The organism is Flavobacterium sp. ASV13, from assembly GCF_000745775.1.
Classification (GTDB): Bacteria; Bacteroidota; Bacteroidia; order Flavobacteriales; family Flavobacteriaceae; genus Flavobacterium.
Map to the genome: position 1 here is coordinate 19227 of NZ_JQJY01000004.1, position 24790 is coordinate 44016.

At 32.2% G+C, this 24790-nt stretch carries 24 protein-coding genes and 1 pseudogene; 18 read left to right on the forward strand and 7 right to left on the reverse strand.

The window, feature by feature from the left end; translation table 11 throughout:
* The first annotated feature begins 108 nt into the window (after positions 1 to 108).
* From GQ47_RS10665 to rlmH, 3 genes are all read left to right on the forward strand, one after another.
* The gene (locus GQ47_RS10665; RefSeq protein WP_035648255.1) at positions 109 to 1524 is read left to right on the forward strand and encodes an amidohydrolase family protein; all 1416 of its coding nucleotides are present in this window, start codon (positions 109 to 111) and stop codon (positions 1522 to 1524) included.
* 126 nt (positions 1525 to 1650) lie between these two features.
* On the forward strand, positions 1651 to 1953 hold the full coding sequence (locus GQ47_RS10670; protein WP_035648257.1) for an antibiotic biosynthesis monooxygenase family protein: 303 nt from the start codon (positions 1651 to 1653) through the stop codon (positions 1951 to 1953).
* Positions 1954 to 1955: 2 nt separating this feature from the next.
* Complete coding sequence (rlmH, locus tag GQ47_RS10675) at positions 1956 to 2429, forward strand: 23S rRNA (pseudouridine(1915)-N(3))-methyltransferase RlmH (RefSeq protein ID WP_035648259.1); 474 nt, start codon at positions 1956 to 1958, stop codon at positions 2427 to 2429.
* A 40-nt stretch (positions 2430 to 2469) separates the two neighbouring features.
* Here rlmH and GQ47_RS10680 read toward each other — a convergent pair whose 3' ends face one another.
* From GQ47_RS10680 to folP, 3 genes are read right to left on the reverse strand one after another with little or no spacing between them, the layout of a single operon-like run.
* On the reverse strand, positions 2470 to 3117 hold the full coding sequence (locus GQ47_RS10680; RefSeq protein ID WP_035649328.1) for a hypothetical protein: 648 nt from the start codon (positions 3115 to 3117) through the stop codon (positions 2470 to 2472).
* A gap of 16 nt (positions 3118 to 3133) precedes the next feature.
* A complete protein-coding gene (locus GQ47_RS10685) occupies positions 3134 to 4075 on the reverse strand; it encodes a hypothetical protein (RefSeq protein ID WP_035648261.1) in 942 nt (313 codons plus the stop codon).
* Positions 4076 to 4100: 25 nt separating this feature from the next.
* Entirely contained in the window at positions 4101 to 4925 is an 825-nt protein-coding gene (gene folP / locus GQ47_RS10690) for a dihydropteroate synthase (protein WP_035648264.1), read from the reverse strand.
* Between the two features lie 225 nt (positions 4926 to 5150).
* Between folP and GQ47_RS10695 the strand changes: the two genes are divergently transcribed.
* From GQ47_RS10695 to GQ47_RS10765, 15 genes are all read left to right on the forward strand, one after another.
* Positions 5151 to 5690: a DUF1599 domain-containing protein gene (locus tag GQ47_RS10695; protein ID WP_035648267.1), complete on the forward strand. Its 540-nt coding sequence runs from the start codon at positions 5151 to 5153 to the stop codon at positions 5688 to 5690.
* A gap of 76 nt (positions 5691 to 5766) precedes the next feature.
* Positions 5767 to 6888 (forward strand): BT_3928 family protein, encoded by a 1122-nt coding sequence (locus GQ47_RS10700; RefSeq protein ID WP_035648270.1) that lies wholly within the window; start codon positions 5767 to 5769, stop codon positions 6886 to 6888.
* A 108-nt stretch (positions 6889 to 6996) separates the two neighbouring features.
* Complete coding sequence (locus GQ47_RS10705; RefSeq protein WP_035648273.1) at positions 6997 to 8481, forward strand: hypothetical protein; 1485 nt, start codon at positions 6997 to 6999, stop codon at positions 8479 to 8481.
* A 68-nt stretch (positions 8482 to 8549) separates the two neighbouring features.
* The gene (locus tag GQ47_RS10710) at positions 8550 to 9218 is read left to right on the forward strand and encodes a hypothetical protein (protein ID WP_035648275.1); all 669 of its coding nucleotides are present in this window, start codon (positions 8550 to 8552) and stop codon (positions 9216 to 9218) included.
* Positions 9219 to 9525: 307 nt separating this feature from the next.
* Positions 9526 to 10026, forward strand: coding sequence for a TlpA family protein disulfide reductase (locus tag GQ47_RS10715; RefSeq protein ID WP_035648277.1), 501 nt, complete (start codon positions 9526 to 9528; stop codon positions 10024 to 10026).
* A 49-nt stretch (positions 10027 to 10075) separates the two neighbouring features.
* On the forward strand, positions 10076 to 10828 hold the full coding sequence (tpiA, locus tag GQ47_RS10720; RefSeq protein ID WP_035648280.1) for a triose-phosphate isomerase: 753 nt from the start codon (positions 10076 to 10078) through the stop codon (positions 10826 to 10828).
* Between the two features lie 220 nt (positions 10829 to 11048).
* Entirely contained in the window at positions 11049 to 11882 is an 834-nt protein-coding gene (gene prmA, locus GQ47_RS10725; RefSeq protein WP_035648282.1) for a 50S ribosomal protein L11 methyltransferase, read from the forward strand.
* Between the two features lie 32 nt (positions 11883 to 11914).
* Positions 11915 to 12190, forward strand: coding sequence for an ATP-dependent Clp protease adaptor ClpS (locus tag GQ47_RS10730; protein WP_035649330.1), 276 nt, complete (start codon positions 11915 to 11917; stop codon positions 12188 to 12190).
* Positions 12191 to 12254: 64 nt separating this feature from the next.
* Positions 12255 to 13538, forward strand: coding sequence for a sterol desaturase family protein (locus GQ47_RS10735; protein WP_035648285.1), 1284 nt, complete (start codon positions 12255 to 12257; stop codon positions 13536 to 13538).
* The gene (locus tag GQ47_RS10740; protein ID WP_035648287.1) at positions 13535 to 14212 is read left to right on the forward strand and encodes a lysoplasmalogenase; all 678 of its coding nucleotides are present in this window, start codon (positions 13535 to 13537) and stop codon (positions 14210 to 14212) included. Before GQ47_RS10735 ends, GQ47_RS10740 begins: the two co-directional genes overlap by 4 nt.
* 104 nt (positions 14213 to 14316) lie before the next feature.
* Positions 14317 to 14769, forward strand: a complete 453-nt coding sequence (locus GQ47_RS10745; RefSeq protein ID WP_035648289.1) for a hypothetical protein — start codon at positions 14317 to 14319, stop codon at positions 14767 to 14769.
* 18 nt (positions 14770 to 14787) lie between these two features.
* Positions 14788 to 15156, forward strand: a complete 369-nt coding sequence (locus GQ47_RS10750) for a hypothetical protein (RefSeq protein WP_035648290.1) — start codon at positions 14788 to 14790, stop codon at positions 15154 to 15156.
* 338 nt (positions 15157 to 15494) lie between these two features.
* Positions 15495 to 16313 carry a 3-deoxy-8-phosphooctulonate synthase gene (gene kdsA, locus GQ47_RS10755; RefSeq protein WP_035648291.1) on the forward strand — a complete coding sequence of 273 codons (819 nt, stop codon included), beginning with the start codon at positions 15495 to 15497 and terminating at the stop codon, positions 16311 to 16313.
* A 20-nt stretch (positions 16314 to 16333) separates the two neighbouring features.
* Complete coding sequence (locus GQ47_RS10760; protein WP_035648293.1) at positions 16334 to 17239, forward strand: hypothetical protein; 906 nt, start codon at positions 16334 to 16336, stop codon at positions 17237 to 17239.
* A gap of 125 nt (positions 17240 to 17364) precedes the next feature.
* The gene (locus tag GQ47_RS10765) at positions 17365 to 18042 is read left to right on the forward strand and encodes a YiiX family permuted papain-like enzyme (protein WP_035648294.1); all 678 of its coding nucleotides are present in this window, start codon (positions 17365 to 17367) and stop codon (positions 18040 to 18042) included.
* A 74-nt stretch (positions 18043 to 18116) separates the two neighbouring features.
* On the opposite strand, the gene GQ47_RS10770 is transcribed toward GQ47_RS10765, so the two are convergent.
* The 4 genes and pseudogenes from GQ47_RS10770 to bglX all read right to left on the reverse strand — a co-directional run bounded on the left by GQ47_RS10770 (position 18117) and on the right by bglX (position 24785).
* The gene (locus GQ47_RS10770; protein ID WP_035648297.1) at positions 18117 to 19508 is read right to left on the reverse strand and encodes a M20/M25/M40 family metallo-hydrolase; all 1392 of its coding nucleotides are present in this window, start codon (positions 19506 to 19508) and stop codon (positions 18117 to 18119) included.
* Between the two features lie 151 nt (positions 19509 to 19659).
* Positions 19660 to 21585 (reverse strand): discoidin domain-containing protein, encoded by a 1926-nt coding sequence (locus tag GQ47_RS10775; protein ID WP_035648300.1) that lies wholly within the window; start codon positions 21583 to 21585, stop codon positions 19660 to 19662.
* A 32-nt stretch (positions 21586 to 21617) separates the two neighbouring features.
* A pseudogene (locus GQ47_RS10780) lies at positions 21618 to 22403 on the reverse strand (glycerophosphodiester phosphodiesterase family protein).
* 81 nt (positions 22404 to 22484) lie between these two features.
* On the reverse strand, positions 22485 to 24785 hold the full coding sequence (gene bglX, locus GQ47_RS10785) for a beta-glucosidase BglX (RefSeq protein ID WP_035648303.1): 2301 nt from the start codon (positions 24783 to 24785) through the stop codon (positions 22485 to 22487).
* Between the last annotated feature and the right edge of the window lie 5 nt (positions 24786 to 24790).

Below are 24790 nucleotides of genomic sequence, written 5' to 3' on the forward strand. Positions count from 1 at the left end.
AGTATATAAAAAACCTTGCGTTCTTTGCGGTTAAAATCAACGTAACAAAATTCAATTTTCAAATTTCTCCGAAAACTCGTATATTTGCGCGTAATTTAAACTTAGAGTATGACAAGGATAATTACGCTTTTCTGTATTTTTATAGCACAAATCGGCTTTTCTCAAACTGCTGAAAGTTATTTAGAAAAAATCAGAAATAATGAAGCTCTCTTAACAGCTTTTTTTCAACAAATGCCAAAAGGAGGCGATTTACACCACCATTTTTCAGGATCAATTTATGCCGAACCGCTTTTAGAAAGAGCCATTTCTGAGAACTTTTATGTTAATTTAGAAACTTTGGCAGTTTCAAAAACAAAACCTGAAAAAGGAAACTGGATAAATTTCGATAGTATAAAAAAACTCGAAAAACTGGATTATTACGAGCAACAAATCATGCAAACTTGGTCGATTAAAGATTATAATGGTTCAGTTCCTTCTGACGATCAGTTTTTTGATTCATTTATGAAATTTGAGCCGACAATTCCAGGACATTTTGCTGAAGGAATGCTCGAATTGAAAAAGCGTGCCGTTGCCGAAAATGTAAGTTATATTGAAACACAATTATCTACAATTCCGTGCGATATGAATGTTTCAGATTTATCGGATTTTAATTCAAAATTGCGTCAGGCATCTTCTCAAAAAGATGAAAAAGCAGTTCTAAAACTTTTAGACGATTTATACAAATCGCTTCAGAAAAAAGATGCCAAAAAATACGCCGAAGATTTCAATACAAATTTCTTAGCAAAACTTCACAAAGACTTAAAAATTGATGACGAAAAATTCACAATGCGTTATCAAAACTTTGTGCTTCGTTTTATGGAACCTGTAGATTTATTCAAAAATCTGGTTATCGCTTTTATTTCTTCTAACGAAAGCAAATTGACTGCAGGAGTAAATATTGTTTCTCCGGAGCACGGACAGACTTCTATGAAAGATTATTGGCTTCACATGGTCATGTTTAAATACTGCCACGATAAATTTCCGAATGTAAAATACACGCTTCACGCGGGCGAATTGACTTTAGGTTTGGTTCAGCCAGAAGAATTGACTTGGCATATTAACGATGCCATTTATGTTGCCGGAGCCAACAGAATTGGTCATGGCGTTGATATCGCTTACGAAGCGAATTCGTATGATTTATTAAAATATATGTCGAAAAACAATATTCCGATTGAGATTAATTTAGCGAGTAACGAATTCATTTTAAAAGTAAAAGAGAACAGACATCCGTTTACGCTTTACAAAGAATTTAATGTGCCAATTGTAATCAGTACAGACGATGCAGGAATTTTAAGAAGTAATATGACGGAGCAATATGTTTTATTGGCCAAAAGATATCAGGACGTTTCGTATGCGACTATAAAACAATATGTTTACAATAGTATTAATTATAGTTTTATCCAAGATGAATCGGTTAAAAAACAATTGATTAAAGATTTAGATAATCGTTTTAAAACTTTTGAAGCGAAGTTTTCTAAAAACTAATCTTTGCGAAAATTGCACGCAGATTTAAACAGATTTAAGCTGATAAACACAGATTTTATTAATAAAATATCAAAAATAACATCTGCTTAAATCTGTTTAAATCTGCGTGAAAAAACATTTACAATTATGATTATAGAAGCCGTATATCTTTTTATAAAACCAGAATTAGCATCAACATTTGAAGCTGATTTTACAAAAGCAAGTCAATATATTTCATCAATCGAAGGTTATTTAGGACATCGTTTAGAAAAATGTCTTGAAGTCGAAAATAAATATCTTTTATTAGTTGATTGGAATACACTAGAAGATCATACAATCGTTTTTAGAACTTCTGAGGCATATTTAGAATGGAAAAAGATTTTGCATCATTATTATGAACCGTTTCCAATTGTAGAACATTTTGAAACGGTTTTTCAAAATAAAAAATAGACATGAACATCAAACTCATCGCCATCGGCAAAACAGATAATAAATCGCTTCAAACTTTGATTGACGATTATACCAAACGTTTGTCTTTTTACATCAAATTTGATTTGGAGATTATTCCTGATATCAAAAATGTAAAAAACTTGTCTGAAAGTCAGCAAAAGGAAAAAGAAGGCGAACTGATTCTATCAAAACTTTCTGCAACAGATCAGTTGATTTTGTTGGATGAAAACGGAAAAACTTTCTCTAGCGTTGGTTTTTCTGAAGAATTGCAAAAGAAAATGAATTCTGGTGTAAAAACGTTAGTTTTTGTTATTGGAGGTCCTTATGGTTTTTCTGAAACGGTTTATAAAAAAGCGCAAGGAAAAGTTTCGCTTTCGCTGATGACGTTTTCACATCAAATGGTTCGTTTGTTTTTTATCGAACAATTGTACCGCGGATTTACGATTTTACGAAATGAACCTTATCATCATCAATAATGGTTAATCGTTGATTTGTTTAATTGTTTAATCGCAGTTTTTAAAAAATGAATTCTTCGTCTTCATTTATAAAAACGAATGGAATCTTTTTATCAATTATAGTTTTTACTAAAATCTTGCATTGAATATATTCTTCATAATTCATGTTTTTATCATATGAAAATGTAATTTGAGCTTTTGGATTGATAACTAAACTATCTAAAAATGGTTTTAAATTACTTTTTGGAAAATCATAGGTTTTTCTTCCACTGTATTTTACCATTCCGTTCTTTTTAAAATACAGCTGGCTTCTGTTATTCGCAATTTCCATTTTATAATACACTTTCGTGAAAGGCAAAAAAGCTAAATTCTTTCCGATTGAATCAGCGTAAGAATAATAATTTTGTGCATTTTCATTTTTATGCGCGCTGTCGCCACGCTTTTTTTTCTGTAATTTTATTACTTCCGGAATTAGTAATTTTAAAGGCAAACGTTTGTCGATATTGAAAATCCAATTGGTGGAAATGATGCTGTTTTTTCGATTTACATCTGCAATTGTGTCTTTCCCTTCGGTTTTAAAAAAGATGTAAATTGGCGAATGATCCTGAACGTCTTTTACAATTGTAACGCTTGATTTTGGAAGTAAAACGTCTTTTTTTTCTCCGCAGGAGAAAAGAATAAAAGCAATGATTAGAGTGAAATATTTCATAAAAGTGAAATCATGTTTATTTTCCATTTAAAAAATCAATAATACTTTTCCAAAACGACTTTGGCGTATCCTCTTTTTCATCTTTATAATCTTCTTCCCCTTCATAAATTCTTTTCAAACCAATATTTTGTTTATTATCTATTTCTAATGCTTTCTTATCATTTTCAATTGGCTGACTATATTCAAATGGTCTAACATTAAATGCATCTGCTCTATAACTCTTTGATGTACATTCCTTTTTAAGATCTTCACCAATCGATGCGAGATTTAAATTTTCACCAGTCTCAAAATTGTCAATATTAAAATTATATTCTATGCCTAAAAAAGTATCTTCTAGCAAGTCTTTAATATCATTAATAGTTTCTTCACTGTCATTAAAAATCCTTCCTAAAACTTTAGTCCATTGATCGTTAACCTTCATGAAATAAAGCTCAAAACAATTTTCTTTTATTAGAAGAGCCTCATTATCTGCAAAACGAAATATATAATCTTTATTACCATCAAAATCACTAAAAAGAGTAAAACATAATACTGTAAATGTAAAATTCAGAATATCTCCATTTATCCCTCCTTTATCTATAAAAAAGTCCCTTCTAAAAGGATAATAAAACCAAGAATCAAAATTAGGATCTAACTTTTGAAGCAAAAATTTATGAGCTGAATGATGGAAATCCTGCTCAAAAACTTTAACACCATTTTTTATGATAAAGCCTTCCGAAGAACATTTTCCACCAAAACAATCTACTTCGATATAAGCTATTTCTTTTTCTATAATTTTTTCTGAGAACTGCACTAAATCACTCTCAAAACTTGTATCAGCCTGACAGACAATTCCCGAAAAAGGAGTGTAAATCTCTCTAACATTATACAATTCAAAATTAGCAGTGACAATGCTTTTTAAATCTGATAATTTATCTTTTTTTTCTCGTATTATTATCGAATAACTGGTATAGCTCATTGTTTATATTTTAATTTTAGTATTATTAAACGTAGATTTTATTAAACAAGGTAACACATTCCACAGCTTCCTTCACATCATGAACACGCAAAATTTTTGCACCTTTTGTCAAAGCAATTGTATTCAAAAACGTAGTTCCGTTTAAAGCTTCCTGCGCTGTAATATCAAGCGTTTTATAAATCATTGATTTTCTTGAAATTCCAGCTAAAACTGGCAATTCCAACAAATTAAAAAGTTCCATTTTTTGCATGACTTCATAATTCTGATCGGTTGTTTTGGCAAAACCGAAACCTGGATCGAGAATCAAATCGTTGATTCCTAAAGCTCTTGCCTTTTTTACTTTTTCCGAAAAATAAAAAAGAATCTCTTTTAAAATATCATCGTACTGGGTCAAACTCTGCATCGTTTGCGGATTACCGCGCATGTGCATCATAATATACGGAACGTTATATTTTGCTATAACCTCAAACATTTTATTGTCAAGTTCTCCCGCCGCAATGTCATTTATAATGGCTGCGCCGCTTTCTATACTCGCTTTTGCAACTTCGGCTCTGAAAGTATCAATTGACAATAAAGCTTTCGGAAAATGCTTTAAAATCAATTCTATGGCTGGAACAATTCTGTCAATTTCTTCTTGTTCCGAAACAAATTCGGCACTTGGTTTGCTTGAGTAAGCACCAATATCAATAAAAGTCGCACCTTCGGAAAGCATTTTATCAACTTGCGAAATAATTTCGTCTTCGTTTTTATATTTTCCTCCATCAAAGAAAGAATTTGGCGTAACATTTAAAATCCCCATTACTTTAGGAATCGATAAATCTATAAGTTCGCCTTTGCAGTTAATTGTCATTTGTTTATTTTGTTTCAGGTTTCAAGTTTCAAGTTGATGCAGATTGCGCAAGTTCTGGAACTTGAAACCTGAAACCTGAAACTTTTTAAACTACTTTCGAGTTTCAAGTTATAACCGTTAACACTTTGTTTAGAAAAAACTTGGAACAAAGAAAACCTGAAACTTGAAACTCTTAAAAAATTATCCTTATTTTTGGAAAAATTTAAGCAAATATACAGCATATAAATGAAGAATACTTCCCAAGAATTTGATAATGTTATCGCGGTTTGCCGAACCTTATTCATCAATAAAATGAAAGATTACGGCAGTGCATGGAGAATTTTAAGACTTCCTTCTCTAACTGATCAAATTTTCATAAAAGCGCAACGAATCAGAAGTTTACAAGAAAACGATATCCGTAAAGTGGATGAAGATGAAAAAGGAGAATTTATCGGAATAATCAATTATTCAATCATGGCTTTAATTCAGCTTGAATTAGGTGTTGTTGATCAGCCGGATCTTGACGTTGAAAAAGCAACTGAATTATATGACGCTAAAGTAAAGCTGACAAAAGACTTAATGGAAGCAAAAAATCACGATTACGGAGAAGCATGGCGTGATATGCGTGTGAGTTCTTTAACCGATTTGATTCTGCAAAAACTCCTTCGCGTTAAGCAAATTGAAGATAATAAAGGAAAAACTTTAGTTTCTGAAGGCATTGATGCTAATTATCAGGATATGATTAATTATTCTGTTTTTGCATTAATTCTAAATCCGATAAAATAAATCAAATTCCAAAAAAGAAATTTCAGATTCCAATGCTAAACTTGGAGTTTAGAATTTTAATACTTAAATATTTGTTATGAAAAACATCCTTACCCAATTCTCCCGCTTATTTGTCGGTGTATTATTTATCATTTCCGGATTAATCAAACTAAACGATCCTGTTGGTTTCTCTTATAAATTAGCAGAATATTTCAGCGAGCCGGTTTTCAATATGCCATTTTTAGAGCCATTGGCTTTAGGATTAGCTATCTTTTTAGTTATTCTGGAAGTAGTTTTAGGCGTAATGTTGTTAGTTGGCTATAAATCAAAATTGACCATTTGGGCATTATTGCTTTTAATTGTTTTCTTCACGTTTCTTACCTTCTATTCTGCTTATTTTGATGTAGTAAAAGATTGCGGATGTTTTGGAGATGCTTTACACTTAACACCTTGGCAATCCTTTACAAAAGATGTTGTTTTGCTATTCTTTATCCTGATTTTATTCATCAATAAAAAATTAGTAAAACCATTATTTTCAAAAATGGTGACCAACATTCTTACTTTGTTAAGCATTGTTTTATGCGTTTTCATGGCAGTTTGGGTTTTAAACCATAATCCGATCAAAGATTTCCGTCCGTATAAAGTGGGAACGAATATCGAAAAAGGAATGGAAATTCCGGAAGGCGCACCAAAATCGGTTGTAGAAATGATTTTCATTTACAAAGTAAACGGCGTTGACAAAGAATTTACCGAAAAAGATTTAATGAATATTCCCGAAGGTGCCACTTTCGTGGATAGAAAAGACAAAGTAATCACTGAAGGTTTTGTACCGCCAATTCACGATTTCACGATGACAAAAGACGATTCTGATTATAAAGAAGAATTATTGAAAGAACCAAAATTAGTCATTTTTGTTACTTACGATTTAGCTTTATCAAATCCGGAAGGAATGAAAAAATTAGCAAAAGTTGCTGCGGATGCAAAAGCTAAAGGTTATAAAGTTATTGGAATGACGGCTTCTGGAACTGAAGAAATTGCAAAAGCTAAAAAACAATATGGCTTGAATGTTGATTTTTATTTCTGTGATGCAACAGCTTTAAAAACAGTTGAAAGAGCAAATCCGAGCATTGTGGTTTTACACAAAGGAACTATAGTTCAAAAAGTACATTACAACGATGTTGATGATTTAAAGTTATCTGATGTTGCTTATGGGATTTAAAAAATCTTAACAATATAAATAACGCCAATATTTCTATTTTTTTTTAGATATATTGGCGTTATTTTTTGAAAATCAAACTAAACCAATTCCAATTAAAAACAAAATAGAATGATAACTGCGATAAGAAAAAATTTGACCAAAACGTTTTATGAAAATCCTTTCCTTTTTTCATTTATAGTATTTTTACTTATTTATGCCGGTTATGATTATTCTGTTCACAAATCTTCTGGTACACACTTAGTTTCTCTTCAGGTTTTGGCGTTAATTGCTGGTGTAATTTTTGAAAGTAAAAGAATATCAAATAAATGGACAACATCAGTTCTTATAGGAATCATTTCTTTTGTTTTTATATTTTTCTTTGGTGTTTTTTTATGCACCATAGTTGGTGAATCAGATTGTAATCTTTCATTCATTTTGGATAGAAGTCTTACGTTTTGGCCTTTTATTTTTTTTGTCTTTTACGTTATGTATTCACGCATATTTAATGAACGAAATATAACACCAAAATTAACCGAGGGCATAACATTATTTCTCTCGATTGCCATGATATACTGGGTAGCTGATAACGGATTAATCAACTTTGACAACATAATCTCCCAAACCATAATGGTTATTGGTATTTTATTTTCATTATTTTCTTTTTTTCATGCCTTTACAAGAACTTATTTATCAGACAGAAACAAACTTATCCTAAGTATTTGGAGCTCAATAATCATGATGTTTTTTGCCGTAGATAATTTAAATTCAATTTATAATCAAAACATTATCAATTCAAATGATATTTTGCAGGCAATATACATTGCAATTCAATATTTTCTTTTAGGAATTTCAAGTATTTATATGATTCAGAATTTTATGATGCTTATTGGTTTTCTGCCAAGATGGAAAAGGTTTTTCAATTCAAGATATTTTAAAGAACTACGAGAACTCAAAGACGAACATATTGATCGATATTCTGAAGAACAGGTAAATTATTTAGATTCTATCTTCTGCATTGTTCTTATAGGTTCTGTTTTCTATTTAAACTATTACTATGAGTTTGTTTCCAGACAATTTATAATTTGGATAAGCTTTGTAATTTTTCCTGTGATTCTAAATCTTTTTAATCGTGTTACAGGAAAGAAAAGATTTGCTTATCTCCTATTTTTAGTTCTGTTTATTTCTTGCCAGAATAAAGAGGAAAAAACTATAAAAATCAATCCCGAGAATATTAACCTAAATGAAGTTGTTTCAGATTTAACTCCAGAACAAATTGAAAAAATCAAAACTATTCATACCATTTTTGCGGAAGTTGACAAAAGCAGTTTAGAGCAAACTATAACTGATTTTAAAAGAGATTTACACCCCGAAAATGAAATCGAAATCTGGATGCAGATGGCAGACGCATACAAAGGCTATCTTAGTAAAAACAAAAAGAATCTAGATGAAAAGAAAGAAGTTTTTAAACTGATTTTATCTCGTTCTATGATGAGTTCTCAAGAAACTTTAGAAAACACCAATTTAGAATACCTTTCTAAAAAAGAGGCAGAAGAAGTTTTGAGTTTTTACAATGATACTCCGCAGCCATTAATTGTAAAACAATCAGCTAAATAAAAAGTATTTCCAGAACGGTTTTCTTTCTTACATTTGTTTAAACCAACTGTAAGAAACCAAACATTTCTATGAAACAAATCTCAAAGTTTTTATTTACTTTTTTAGCGGCTTTTCTATTCAACCAAGTAAGTTTCAGCCAAACTCAAACATCAAACAAAGATCAACGTTATATCTTCTTTTTACACAATGCATATGTAGAGCAAAATCCATTAAATGTTCCACATCCTGAATATGGAAAAGCTGAATACAACGAAATTTTGGCTTCTTTCAGAAAAGATAATTTTATTGTTTACAGCGAAATCAGAAAGAAAAATACAAATGCCTCTAAATACGCTGAAAAGATTGTAAAACAAATAAAAACACTATTAAAAAAAGGCGTTTCACCAGATAAAATAACTGTAATAGGAACTTCAAAAGGCGGTTATATCGCGCAATTTGTTTCTACTTATTTAGCCAATCCCAACGTAAATTTTGTTTTTATTGGCTGTTTCAGAGATGTAGATATTCAAGAATTCCCAGAGATTAATTTCTGTGGAAATATTTTGACGATTTATGAAAAATCAGATGTTTATGGTGTTTCAGCAATCAAAAGGAAAGAAACTTCCAAACTGAAAATAAATCACTTTAAAGAAATTGAACTCAATACAGGACTAAAACACGGATTTCTATATAAAGCTGCCGATAACTGGATTGCGCCAAGCAAAAAATGGGCAAATGGAAATTATGATTTGAATTAAAAATAAAGCTTTCAGTAAATTGAATTATTGAAAGCTTTTTTTATTGAAAAGCTGACGTTTTTTTGCTTCAAAACTCCTGCTTAAAATCAAATTTTTACTTGTTTTTTCATCCGTTATAAAATCCAATTAAAAATTTACCGGATTTTAGCCTTAACTATTACGATTTCATTCTATTTTTTGTAACCCAAATTTCACATTTTGTTACAAAATAAACGATTCTTCAAATTTTGTTAATGTACAATTGGCATTCAATTTGTTTGTTTAACTTTGTGAATTCAGTACTAATTAAAAATAATTTTAATATAATATGAAACAATTAGCCCTAGTCGTTATTGCGTTTATTACATTTTCATGCTCTCAGGCTCAGAAAAAAGAATTTTCAAAAGAAGCCTTGTCTGAAAAATTATTAGCTTCAGATGGAAGCCAGGTTGCCTTCAAAAGCATTTTGAAAAAATACAAAGGTAAAACTTTAGTTATTGAAGTTTGGGCTTCATGGTGTGGAGATTGCGTAAAAGCAATGCCAAAAGTAAAAGAATTGCAAGCCAATAATCCAGATGTATCTTATCTATTCATTTCTGCTGATAAAACAGCTGATAAATGGAAAGCCGGAATCGAAAAACATGAATTAAAAGGCGATCATTACATGATGAATGACGGTATGAAAGGCTTATTCGGAAAAGCGATCGACTTAGATTGGATTCCACGTTACATCATCGTTGATAAAAAAGGAAATATAGTGCTTTACCGTGCTATTGAAACTGATTTTGATAAAATCAATGAAGCTTTGAAAGGCTTAAAACAAGCTTAAAAATTACTTTAAAAAACAAAAAATTAAAAGAATAATAAAAACTACCAAAATGAGAAAATCGATTGTTGCAGGAAATTGGAAAATGCATAAAAATGCTGCACAGACTGAAGAATTATTGAACGAATTAATTGCTAAAATTCCAGCAAAAACTAATGCACAAGTAATTGTAGCGCCAACTTTTGTAAACTTACAAGCTGCTGCTACAAAATTAAAAAATACAACTATCGGAGTTTCTGCTCAAAATGTTCACCAAGCTGAAGGTGGCGCTTTTACAGGAGAAATTTCTGCAGATATGTTGACAAGCATTGGTGTTAATACAGTAATTTTAGGTCACTCAGAGCGCAGAGCTATTTTCCACGAAACTGATGCATTAATCGCAAACAAAGTTGATACTGCTTTAAAACATGACATGACAGTAATTTTCTGTTTTGGTGAAGAATTAAAAGATCGCCAATCTGGAAATCATTTCAATATTGTTGAAAACCAATTACGTGATGGTGTTTTCCATATTGCAAAAGAATCTTGGTCGAAAATTGTTTTGGCTTACGAACCAGTTTGGGCTATTGGAACTGGAGAAACTGCTTCACCAGAACAAGCTCAGGAAATGCACGAATTTATCAGAGAAGTTATCCGTAAAGCTTTTGGAGCTGAAATCGCTGATGAAGTTTCTATTTTATACGGTGGTTCAGTTAAACCAGACAACGCTAAAGAAATTTTCTCTAAACCAGATGTTGACGGAGGTTTAATTGGTGGTGCTGCTTTAAAAGCAGACGATTTCTTAGCAATTGTAACTGCTATCTAAATTTATTTTTTGCCACAGATTAAAAGGATTTTCACAGATTTTTTTAGTTCAATATTAAAAATCATTTTAATCTTTTTAATCTGTGGCAAACCAAAATACAAAGCGATACATTATGTGTCGCTTTTTTTTTATGTTTTAAATTATTCTTAAATTAAGAATGTTCTTTTAGTTTTTTAGACAACTTCTGCTTTCTATTCTTACCTTTGCAAAAATTTTTTTTATGTCAAATATATATTTAGGATATCATTTTACGATTGAGCCAAAAGAACTAGGATCAGAAATTTTAGTGGCAGAATTAGGCGAAAAAGCGTTTGAAAGTTTTACAGAAACAGAAAACGGAATTTCGGCTTTTGTGAAGAAAGATTTATGGGACGAAAATATTCTGGATGATATTTATATTTTACAGTCTGAAGAATTTAAAATTGAATATACCATTGAAGAAATCGATCAGGTAAACTGGAACGAAGAATGGGAAAAGAATTTTGAACCAATTGATGTAGACGGAAAATGTCATGTTCGTGCTCCTTTTCATCCAAAAACAGACGCCGAATTTGATATTTTAATTGAACCAAAAATGAGTTTTGGAACTGGTCATCACGAGACAACTCACATGATGATTCAGCATTTATTAGAAATGGATGTTAAAGGCCTGAAAACTCTTGATATGGGTTGCGGAACTGCTATATTGGCCATTTTAGCCGAAATGAAAGGCGCTGAACCAATTGATGCAATTGATATTGATAATTGGTGTTATTTAAACTCTATAGAAAATGCTGAGCGCAATAATTGCAAACATATCAGCGTTTATGAGGGCGATGCAGCTTTATTGGCAGGTAAAAAATACGATTTGATTATTGCCAATATCAACAGAAATATTTTATTGAATGATATGCAAGCTTATGTTGATTCTTTAAACCCAAAAGGAATTATATTATTCAGCGGTTTCTATGAAGAAGACATTCCATTTATCGATGCATCCTGCGTTGAAAAACGATTAACGTATGTTAAAAAATTTCAAAGAAATAATTGGGTTTCATTAAAATACGTAAATTAGTCACAAGTTACGAAGTACAAAAACCAAATGAGATGAGTACTAAAGAAAAAGTAAAAGAAAGAGTTCGCGAGAAGGAAGCAACAGTTTTTAATAACGAAATTATTGTTTATAATGACGATGTAAACACTTTTGATCATGTAATTGATACTTTAATGCGTGTTTGCAGCCATACCGCAGAACAAGCAGAACAATGTTCCTTAATTGTACATTACAACGGAAAATGCACTGTAAAAACGGGTCCGCTTGACAAGTTAAAACCGCAATGCACACAACTTTTAGAAGCTGGATTGAGCGCCGAGATTGTTTAATCGCAAATAATTTAAAAAGCATTCTATTTTATTCTATATTTGGATAAAATAGAATGCTTTTTTTATGGAAGAATACGGAAAAATATTAATCATTGCGATGCCTATTTTTTTGGCCTTAATTATTATTGAAAAAATTTACGGCATTTATAAAAAAAATGACACTGCCCCTTTAATCGACAGTGTATCGAGCATCAGTTCCGGAATCACTAATTCGGTAAAAGATGTTTTGGGACTTAGCATTACTTTTCTTTCCTATGAATGGCTGGTTTCTAAAATCGCTTTACAACATTTAGAACCAAGTTTTCTCTCCTATTTTATTGCCTTTTTTGTAATTGATTTTTATGGTTACTGGAGCCATCGTTTAGCACATCAAATCAATTTTCTTTGGAACAAACATGCTATTCATCATAGCAGTGAAGAATTCAATTTAGCCTGTGCACTTCGCCAGCCAATTGCAAGTTTAGTAAATCTGTTTACTTTTTTGCTGATTCCCGCAGCTCTTTTGGGAGTTCCGGCTTCTGTAATTGCTATTACGCTTCCTTTGCATTTATTTTTGCAGTTTTGGTATCACACCAAACACATTAACAAAATGGGATTTTTGGAACATATTATCGTGACGCCATCACATCATCGCGTCCATCACGCTATAAATCCGGAATATTTAGATAAAAACCATTCGCAGATTTTTATTTTTTGGGATAAACTGTTTGGTACTTTCCAAGCTGAATTAGACGAGGTTCCACCGGTTTTCGGAATTACAAGACCGGCAAATACCTGGAATCCAATTAAAATCAACTTTCAGCATTTAACGCTACTTATCAAAGATGCGTGGCGTGCCGAAAACTGGAAAGACAAATTCACAATTTGGTTTAAACCAACTGGCTGGAGACCAGAAAATTTTGAAGAAAAATATCCCGTAAATAAAATCGAAAATGTTTTTGATTTTGAAAAATATGGAACTCAAAACTCTCAAAAACTCATTTATTGGTCGGTTGCACAAGTCTTGATTACGCTTTTGTTTGTGAGTTATCTTTTTGACAATATTGCCAAAATTGGTTTGCCAAACATCTTCATTTACGGATTTTTTATTTTTATAACAATTTATAGCTACAGCGAGTTAATGGACAAAAGCAAATATGCCGTTTTTTGGGAAGGATTTCGTTTTAGTATTGCTGCAGCAATTATAATTTACAATGGTGACTGGTTTGGCTTAAATACTGTTTTTTCATTAGGTAATTTTGTCATTTTAATCTATTTGGGTTTATCATTTTTAACCACAATATATTTTGTAACCGTTGATTTTAAAAATAACCAAAACCAAACCATAAACTCACTCAACCCCTTATGAGAAACGCTACCTATTTTAAAATTTACCTCGCATTTTGCCTCGTATACCTCATTGTTTTACTTTTGGGGTATGAAAACTTGGATTTGTTTTTAAAACCAATTTTAATTCCGTTATTGAGTTTCGGAATTTATTTTTACAGGACATTCCCAACAAAAAATATTCTGCTGCTTGCGCTGCTTTTTTCATGGATAGGTGATGTGATTTTACTTTTTACTGATTTAGGCGAAATTTACTTTATTTTAGGATTGGTTGCTTTTCTTATTTCACATATTACTTATTGTGTTTTGTTCAACAAACAAACTAGAAGACAAATCAAGAGAAACTTAGTATTTTTTGGAATTGGAAGTGTTGTAATTGCCCTTTATTTAATTGGAATGCTTTCGTTTTTATTACCCACTTTAGGCGATTTGCAAATTCCGGTAATTGTGTATGCAAGTGTCATTTCAATTATGCTTTTATTTGCTTTTAATGGCTATTTAATTTGGGAAAAACGAGGAAGCCTATATGTTTTCGCAGGAGCAACAATATTTGTCATTTCTGATAGTATTTTGGCCGTAAACAAATTCCACACACCAATTGAAAAAAGTTCTTTTTTTATTATGCTTACTTATCTTATGGCACAATATCTGATTGTAATTGGAATATTAAAACTGAATCCAAAAAAGGCAGAATAACATTTATAGATTTCTATATTTTAAATCTTAAAAATGATTTATCTGATAGCTGTTAGCAGTGACGGAAAAACCTTTTAAATTTGCATGACCAAAAAAGCATAACCATGAAAAAAATATTCATCTTTTTAATTTTATTAATCAGTGCAACTTCTTGTATTAGTACAAAATCGACATTAAAAAATGTAGATGATAATGCTCCTGATTTAATTTTAAAGAAAGACAATACGTTTGCCATTACACTTTTTGCCAAAGACAAAAAATATGGCTACGATCCCGATTATCCCGTAAATATTTTCTACCGAAATACTAAAGACGAAGCTTTGAATGAAACTCGTTTTCTAAATGCGCTTGCTGGCCCAAGTGGTGAAAAAATCACTTATAAACGATTAGAGACATGTTGTCCGTTTCCAACAAAAAGAAGCGATATGGGTGCAGGATTTTTAAATGTTTATGAATTAACTTGGGAAGGACAGAAAAAGCCTGTGATACTTTATTTAAACATTTATGAAAAAGGAATTTTAATGGTTCCGATGGGATTGAGTTTGAAGCAGAATTAAATATTACTATTCAATTTTATGCTTAAGAAAGTTATTATCTCCCTTGCAATTCTGTTATTTCTTTTTTTCGTTTTTATTGCTTGGGGATTATATCTAACAGAAATTGAAGATCATTATGGCGATTTGCAAGAAATCTATTTTGAATCTAAAAGTGGCGATTTAATCATAAATAAACAGACTAAAAATTTTGGCATAATTTCGAAAAGTTGGAAAAGAGCAAACATTATTACAAAGCAACATGATACTTTAGATTTGTATACTTTTATTAATGAAGATAAATATGAAGTTTTTAGAAGTGATGAAAATCTTATTTTGAATAAATTAGACTTTGACAAAATAATACGTTTAAAAAGCAAAAAAACAATAGAATCTGTTCTTCATAATTAACATCGAATGTACAATTTTATTGGTAATGAATTAATTGTTGAATGTGCCGGAATCGATTTATCATTTTTTGAAATTTGACACAGAACTAAATTTAACTTAATTTCTCATAATTCCACTAAATCTAGCCCTGATAGAAGTGGAAATCATTTTTCTCTAAAACTTATTTTTTCCTGGCTGGGCAGAGCGACCGGAGGAAGCTCCTGAACAGACTTTGGAAAAAAAAGTTTTTACAGAAAAATATTGAAACGAATAGCAGGATTAGCTTCATAAAATAATCTTAAATCTTAATCCTAAACTCATAAATCATAACTACCTTTGCAGTGCAAAAAAATAATTTTATGAACTTACAACATATTCCACAAATTAAGCATACTGACAGCGGAAATTTCTTTTTATTGGCGGGGCCTTGTGCTATCGAAGGAGAAGAAATGGCGCTGAGAATTGCTGAAAAATTAGTTGGTATTACCGACAATCTTCAGATCCCTTATGTGTTTAAAGGATCTTTTAAAAAAGCAAACCGTTCTAGAATTGACAGTTTCTCTGGAATTGGTGACGAAAAAGCTTTGAAAATTTTAAGAAAAGTTTCTGAAACTTTTCACGTTCCAACTGTAACTGATATTCACACCAACGAAGATGCTGATATGGCAGCCCAATACGTTGATGTATTGCAAATACCAGCTTTCTTAGTTCGTCAGACTGATCTTGTTGTTGCTGCGGCAAATACAGGAAAAGTAGTAAACTTGAAAAAAGGACAATTTATGAGTCCGGAAAGCATGAAACATGCTGTTCAAAAAGTATTAGACTGTAATAATGAAAACGTAATGGTTACTGATCGTGGTACTATGTTTGGTTACCAGGACATGATTGTTGATTTTAGAGGTATTCCTACTATGCAGCAATATGCTTCTACAGTTTTGGATGTAACGCATTCTTTACAACAACCAAATCAAACTGCAGGTGTTACAGGCGGAAGACCTGATATGATTGAAACAGTTGCAAAAGCTGGTATTGCAGTTGGTGTTGATGGTATTTTTATCGAAACACATTTTGATCCTGCTAATGCAAAAAGCGATGGTGCTAATATGCTTCATTTGGACTATTTTGAAGGTTTGATGACAAAATTAGTTGCTATTAGAAAAACAGTTAACTCATTCTAAATTTATAATACTTAAGTTCTTTGAAAACAAAAATTTTATTTTTCCTTCTGGCTTGCGTTTCACTAAGCGCTTTTGCTCAGGAAGAAATTCCGGTACAAAAATACGCTGCACACAATAAAGGAAAATTCTTTGTGATGTGGGGTGGTAACAGAGAAAGTTACTCTAAATCTGATGTAAATTTCAGAGGTAAAGATTACAACTTTACTGTTGATAACATGCAAGCTCATGATAAACCAAAAGGATGGCATGTAGATTATATCAATCCTGCAAATATGACAATTCCTCAAACGAATTTGAGATTAGGTTATTTTTTCAGCGATCATTATAGTGTTACAATTGGTGTTGACCACATGAAATATGTAATGTCACAAAATCAAATTGCTAACGTGAACGGAAACATCAATTTACCTGCAGATGATCCTGCATCAATTTACAATGGAAATTACAATAACACACCTGTAGATATGTCTCAGGGAGGAGCTATTGAAGGCGGTTATAACAAAGGTGAAATAAATCCAAACGGTCCTGCTTTTTTAATGTATGAACATACAGATGGTTTAAACTACATTAATACTGAGGTGGCGAGATTTGATGATGTTTCAAAATGGTTTGGATTACCAAATATTGATAAAGTTCAGATTAACTTAACCGAAGGTATTGGTGCTGGAGTTTTATATCCTAAAACCAATACTACAATTTTAGGTAAAGAACGTCACGATGATTTTCACGTTTCTGGTTATGGTGTTTCTGCAAAAGCTGGTTTAAACATTACCTTTTTTAAACATTTCTATGTTCAGGGAGAGTTAAAAGGCGGTTATATCAATATGCCAGATATTAAAACTACAATGAGCAATGATGATAAGGCTTCTCAGCACTTTACTTATTTTCAACGAATTATTGCTGTTGGAGGAATTTTCAGAATCTAAAAAGATTACTTTATAAAATAATAAAAGCAGAATTTCATTCATTTGAAATTCTGCTTTTTTGTTTGTGTTAATTCCGAATGAAAACTGAAGAATAAATTATACTTTTAAATTTTTAAAATTTGAATATGAAAAAATCAAAATACCTCTTTCTGATAATTACCTTTTTACTGAGTTTTGGTTGCGCGTTATTTGTCGCGATGAAAGTTTTTCCGAACAATCCATTTTCAGGAAACAAAGCTCAAAATACAGTTTCAGACAAAATTCAGGATGGAGATATTATTTTTCAAACTTCAGAATCTCCACAATGCGAAGCAGTCCGAATTGCCACAAATTCTAAATTTTCCCATTGTGGCATTATCTACAAAATAAACGGAAATCTATTTGTTTTTGAAGCCGTTCAGCCTGTAAAATTAACTCGTTTGGAAGATTGGATCCAGCACGGGAAAGACAATAAATATCTCGTAAAAAGACTAAAAAATGCAGAAAAAGTTTTAACTCCTTCAACTTTGCAAAAAATGAAAGATTACAGTCAGCAATTTAACGGAAAAGAATATGACGCTTATTTTGAATGGACGGATACTAGAATTTATTGTTCTGAATTAATCTGGAAAATATACAAAAACGCCGCCAGCATTGAATTATCAAAACTCAAACAGCTGAAAGATTTTAATTTAACTGATGAAAAAGTTCAGAAAATATTAAAGGAAAGATATGGAAATGAAATTCCACTGGAAGAAAAAGTAGTTGCGCCTTCTGACCTTGCAGATTCTGATTTATTGAAAACAATTATCGACACTTATTAAACTTATGTAGATCTTAAAACAAAAAAGCTATGAGCAAAACTCATAGCTTTTTTGTTTTTTAGAATTATCAAAAATTAATTTGAAGCAGGAAGAACGATTCCGTTTTGATCTACTAGATAGATTAATGAAGTCATAGTTGCCGCACCAAGTTCTAATTCTCTTTTATTGATTGCGTCAAATTTATCGTTTGCTGCGTGGTGATAATCAAAATAACGTTGTGAATCTGGCTGTAAACCAGCTTTTACAATTGTTTTTGAAGTTAAATGCTCAATATCTGATCCTGCGTGTCCTTTTACAAAACTGTGAATTAAATAAGGTTCAAAAAGGTTTTTGTATTCCTGTAATTTTTTGAAGTTAGCATCGTCAGCTTCGATTGAAAATCCTCTTGGTGTAAATCCGCCTGAATCACTTTCTAAAGCAAAAATATGATTCTCGTTCTTTTGTTTTGCAACTTCTTCATATTTTGCTCCACCTTTTCCACCGTTTTCTTCATTCATAAACAATACAACACGAATCGTATTTTTAGGTTTGTAGTTTAAGTTTTTCAAGATACGAACTACTTCCATACTTTGTACCACTCCTGCTCCATCGTCGTGAGAACCATCGGCTAAATCCCAAGAATCTAAGTGCCCTCCAACAACAAGAATGTTCTCTGGAGTTACTGTTCCTTTTAATTCTCCAATTACATTATAAGATAATACATCTGGCAAAGTCTCGCAAGATTGTTTGAAATATAATTTAATCCCCGGATTGGCTTTCAAAGTTTTACTTAATAATTCAGCTCCGTTTGTACTAATTGCCGCTGCCGGAATATATTGTTCTTTTGGCAAATCACCATAGCTTTGAGCCCCTGCATGTGGAAAATCATCTAAACGTAAGTTTAAAGAACGTACAATCGCTCCAACTGCACCAAGTTTAGCAGCTTCTTTTGCTCCACTTCTTCTTTGATCTCCCGCTTCAGAATAAGAATTAAAAGTTCCGATATTTTCAGGATTCATTGGTCTGTTAAAAAATACAATTTTGCCTTTTACTTTATCACCAAGTCCTTTTAATTCATCCAAACTTTGTACTTCGATTACCTCTGCTGTAATTCCGGTTTTTGGAGTTGCAACAGAACCTCCCAATGCACAGATTGGCACAGCAGTTTTTACTTTTCCGTCTACGATAAAAGCAGTTTCTTTTTCGCCACGAACCCAGTGAGGGACCATAACTTCTTGTAAATAAACTTTATCAAGACCAAGACTTTCTAATTGTCTTTTTGTGTATTCTACACCTTCCGCAGCACCTTTTGATCCAGATAAACGGCTTCCGATATCATTTGATAAATATTCTAACCAAGAATAACATTTAGCTTCGGTTAAAGCTTTTTTGTAAAATAATTTAATGTTTTTTTCATCATTCGATTGTGCAAACGATGCGGTCAATCCATTTAAAACTAAAGCAGTTAAAAGAATGGTTTTTTTCATGTTTTTTATAGCATTTTGGGTTGTTTTACAAAGGAACAAAAATCTTTAGAACTGTCAGAGTTTTTTTGCAGACTTTTGTCAAAAAAAAAACTCTGATTGCAATTATCTTTCGATTTGCAAATCAGAGCTTTTATATTGTACTAAATAAAATTTATTTTACTTCAATAAGTTTATTTCTTGTACCAATTCCATTTTCATTAAAAGGCTCAATCGTGAAATAATATTTTGTGCCTTTATCAAGACCTCTAAAATCATACGAGTTCTCTCCGTAAACCATAATACTGTTGTACAGTTTATCAGGAGTTATACCATAAAAAATATTATAGCCAATTGCATCTGACTGCTTTTTCCATGATATCATAGCGTTGCGAGAATCAGTTTTGTTTCTGTCAACTTTAAATCCGGAAACTGCTTTTGGTTTTTCTGACAAACCATTTCCAAAAACTCTAAAATCAGAAATCGCAAATAAACCAGATGCATTATGAATATTTTCCATTTTGATATAACGCGCTTTTATCGATTTTGAAAGCTCTACATAATCATGCGGCACATCTTTATCATTTTTGGATTTATCTACAACCAAAGTCCAGTTTATGGCATCATCAGACATGAATATTTTATATTGATAATAAATATCCATTGCCTTATTGTACTGTGTTGCTTTATGATCTGCGTAATTAATTTGCAAGGCATTTATTTCCATTTTTCTGCCTAAATCCATTTGAAGCCATTCTCCCGTATTACTTGTTTTAGCCGACCAATATGTTTGAATGTTTTCGTCTGTTAAATTTTCAGGTCCGTAACAGAACTTTTCATATACTTTTTTACCACCGTTATCCATTCTGTGCGTTTCTACTTCCATACATTCTTCAGAAGAAGAAACGGTTACAGGCTTTTTGTATGAAAGCAACATCCAACCAGATGAAGCGCCTTTTGTCTGATCACGCTGACTTGTTGGAAGCACAATCGGGAAATCTCCATAAGCTGTAATAGAATACATTACGTCATCTTTATCAAATCCGGCAGGAAACATATCAATGCGACGCTCAAAACGGTCTTTAATTGAAATTTTACACGTTCCTGTATTCCAATAATTTCCGTAATTGTCTGCGAATGTATTTCCGTGACCGGCACCAATTACAAATCCGCCTGGTTTATATGACATCGGATTGTGTTTTTGATACGTAAAAGGCCCTAACGGATTATCACCTACGTGAACGCCATTTGCATAACCTTTAAATTCAGTCGCTGGTGCTCCGTATTGCATATAATATTTTCCGTTGTGTTTGGTCATCCAAGCACCTTCAATAAAATTTCCCCAAGGTGCTGGCTCCATGTCATTATTTGGACCAAAACGCTCCCATCCATGAGCTGAAGGATCTAGAATTGCAACTTCTTTAATTTGCCCATACGGACGCTGAATATCTTCTACTTCAGTTGCTTTGTATAACTGTGCATAATCAGCCTGATTTCCTTTTGGAAGCCAAGTATTATAATCTACTTCTGTTCCTACAAGAGGTAGTTTTCCGCTTGAACCGTAGTACATATATACTTTTTTATCATCGTCTTGAAAAATCGCAGGATCCCAAGTTGGTAGCATTGCTTTGTTTACGTGACGTGTCCATTTACCAGATTTTGGATTTGCTGTTTTCCAGATTGGGTGATCTCTTTTCCAAGTTGAACCTACGTAGAATAATGTATCATTTACAACCCAGGCCGCTGGCGCACATTGATCATCATCGCCAGGCTGTCTCTGAAAACTTCCGTAAACAAAATTCCAGTCTGACATATCTTTACTCCAAAAGAATCCTGCCTGATTCGTTGCAAATAAATAATATTCTCCTTTGTATGTAATAATAACAGGATCAGCACTTGAACGGCGTGAATACGGAATTCCGTTATGATTATAAGTCGTATAATTGTAGCCAATATTAATCGGGTTACAATAAGTCGTTGCAGGTTTATTAGGGTCAAACCATTCTGTTTTGCCAGTTGCATTTTGAGCCAAAATACTGTTATTGAAAACGATCAAAAACAATAAAATTGGCAATCTCAGTTGTTTATATATTTTTTTCATGATTTGATTTGTTTTTATAAAGGCTAAAAAGATTATTTTTTCGCGTTTACTCTTTCCTTTAAAAGTTCAGGTTCATTCGTCGTGATATAATTGAATTTTTGATTGATAATCCAATCCATATCAGCAGCTTCATTTACAGTCCAGGCGTTCAAAATAATTTTGTTTTCTTTGGCTTCCTGTATCCATTCTGGATGTTTTTTAAATACCGAATAGTGATAATCAACACCATTGATATTGTCCGCTTTAACTTCTTTCGGAGATTTATTTCCTTCTAAATATTGAAGAGAAGTTTTAGAATCTATAGCTCTAATTTATTTTAGAATATCGTAATCAAAACTTATGTAGCATGTTTTTTTATTCGCTTTAAGTTTTTTGATTGTTTCTACTGTTTTTATAGCCGTTTCTTTTCCGCGCTCTTTGCTAATTTCTGAAGGTTTTATTTCGCAAACCAACAGCGTGTGTTTGTTGTTTTTTATTCCTTCTGAAATATACTCGTAAAGTGTTGGCAACTTTTCACCATTCGATAAATTAAACTTAATTAAATCAGCGTAATTGGTTTGTTCGATCAGTAATTTATTAAAATGAGCATCATGATTAATCACAAGAGAATCATCGGCAGTGCGCCAAACATCAAATTCTGATCCCGGCAATTTTAAATCAATTGCATGTCTTAAAGAAGCAATCGAATTTTCCGGAAGATTATTTTTTTTCCATGCACCTCTATGCGCTACAATTGCATTCTTCTGTGCATAACAAGAAGAAAACGCGAATAATAAACTTAAAAAAAAGAAAGCATGGTTTTTTTTGAAAACATTCATAACATTTAAAGATTAAAAAGATTCCGTCTTTTAGAAAAAAAGCCCTCCAAATGAAGGGCTTTTAACTAACCAATAAACCAACTATTTAGTTAACTCGAAACTAACTTTCTTGTCGGCAGTTGAATTTCCTCCAACGAAAATATCAAACTGTCCAGGCTCTGCTACGAATTGTAAATCAGAGTTATAAAATTTTAAATCTTCAACAGTAATATCAAAACTTACGGTTTGTTTTTCACCTTTTTTAAGTGCTATTTTTTGGAAACCTTTTAATTCTCTAACTGGTCTTGTTACAGAACCAACTAAATCTCTGATGTATAACTGAACCGTTTCTTTTCCGTCAAAATTTCCAGTGTTTGCTACATCAACAGTTACTTTCAATTTTCCGTTTGAATCCATTTTATCAGAAGAAATTTTCAAGTTTGAATAATCAAAAGTGGTATAGCTTAAACCAAATCCGAATGGGAATAAAGGCTCATTTCTTTCGTCAATATAGTTTGATCTGAATTTCTCGAATTTCCCTTCTGTGTTAGAAAGTGGTCTTCCAGTATTTTTATGTGCATAGTAAATTGGCAATTGACCAACACTTCTTGGGAAAGTTGAAGTCAATTTTCCTGAAGGATTAACATCTCCAAATAATACATCAGCAATTGCATATCCCGCTTCTGTACCAGCAAACCAAGCGTTTAAGATTGCAGGAACTGTTTTTTCTTCGTCAGTAATTACTAACGGACGACCATCAAATAAAACTAAAACAACTGGTTTTCCTGTTTTCAATAAAGCATTCAATAAATCTTTTTGCGCTTGTGGAATTTGTAAATTTGTGCGGCTGCTTGATTCTCCGCTCATTTCTGCAGATTCTCCTAAAGCGGCAACAATTACATCCGACTGATTAGCTACTTTTAAAGCCTCTGCTAATAATTCTTCTTTTGAACGGCTATCACGGTGTAATGTTTTTCCAAACATTGTCGCATTTGTTTCAAAAGTTTCGTCATAATCTAAATTGCTTCCTTTTGCATATAAAACTTTCGTTCCTGCTCCGGCAACTTCTTTAATTCCAGCTAATAATGAAACTGCGTTTTCCATTTTAGTGGCAACACTCCAAGTTCCTGGCATGTTTTCTTTAGCATCAGCCAATGGCCCAATTAAACCAATAGTTCCCGATTTTTTAAGCGGTAATAATTGGTTTTGGTTTTTTAATAAAACCAATGATTGAGCTGCAATTTGACGTGCTTCTTTTCTGCTATCCATTGTAAAGATTTCAGTTTTAGCTCTTTTCTCATCACAATATTTATATGGATCCTGGAATAATCCTAAATCGTATTTTGCTTCTAAAATAAGTTTTACAGCATTGTCGATTGTTTCCATAGAAACTCTTTTCTCATCTAGAGATTTTTTCAAAGTTCCTAAGAAACCTTCTCCAACCATATCCATTTCAACACCAGCATTTAAAGCTAAAGCCGAAACATCCTGAAGATTCCCCATTCCGTGTTCGATCATTTCTGGAATTCCAGTAAAATCTGTTACCACAAAACCTTTGAATCCCCATTGTTTTCTTAAAACATCTGTCATTAACCATTTATTTCCAGTTGCCGGAATTCCGTCAATTTCATTGAAAGATGCCATAACTGATCCTACTCCAGCGTCAACTGCTGCTTTGTAAGGCGGAAAATAATCGTTGAACATTCTGATATGACTCATATCAACTGTATTGTAATCACGTCCAGCTTCTGGCGCTCCATATAATGCGAAGTGTTTAACACATGCTAAAATGGAGTTGTTTTTAGAAAGATCATGTTGTTGGTAACCATTAACCATTGCTTTTGCAATTTGGCTTCCTAAATAAGAATCTTCTCCTGAACCTTCAGAAACTCTTCCCCAACGTGGGTCACGAGAAATATCTACCATTGGAGAGAACGTCCAGTTGATTCCATCAGCACTTGCTTCTTTTGCTGCGATTTGAGCACTTCTTTCGATTAAGCCCATATCCCAAGTACAAGATAATCCTAACGGAATTGGAAATGTTGTTTCGTAACCGTGAATAACGTCCATTCCAAAAAGCAACGGAATTTTTAAACGGCTTTTTTCAACAGCAATTTTTTGTACTTCTTTAATTTTTTGAACTGATTTAATGTTGAACAAACCACCCACTTTACCTTCAGCAATATTTTTTGCCACATTTGAGCTGTTTGCCTGCCCTGTGGTAATATCACCAGATGTTGGCAAGTTTAACTGACCCAATTTCTCGTCTAAAGTCATTTTTGACATTAACTCTGCTACAAATTCAGACTTTGGTTTAATTTTTACTGTATTTTTAGCAGGCTTTTTTTGAGCGTAACCCAAAACAGCGCATCCTAAAAAAAGCAAGACTAATTTGTTTTTCATTATAA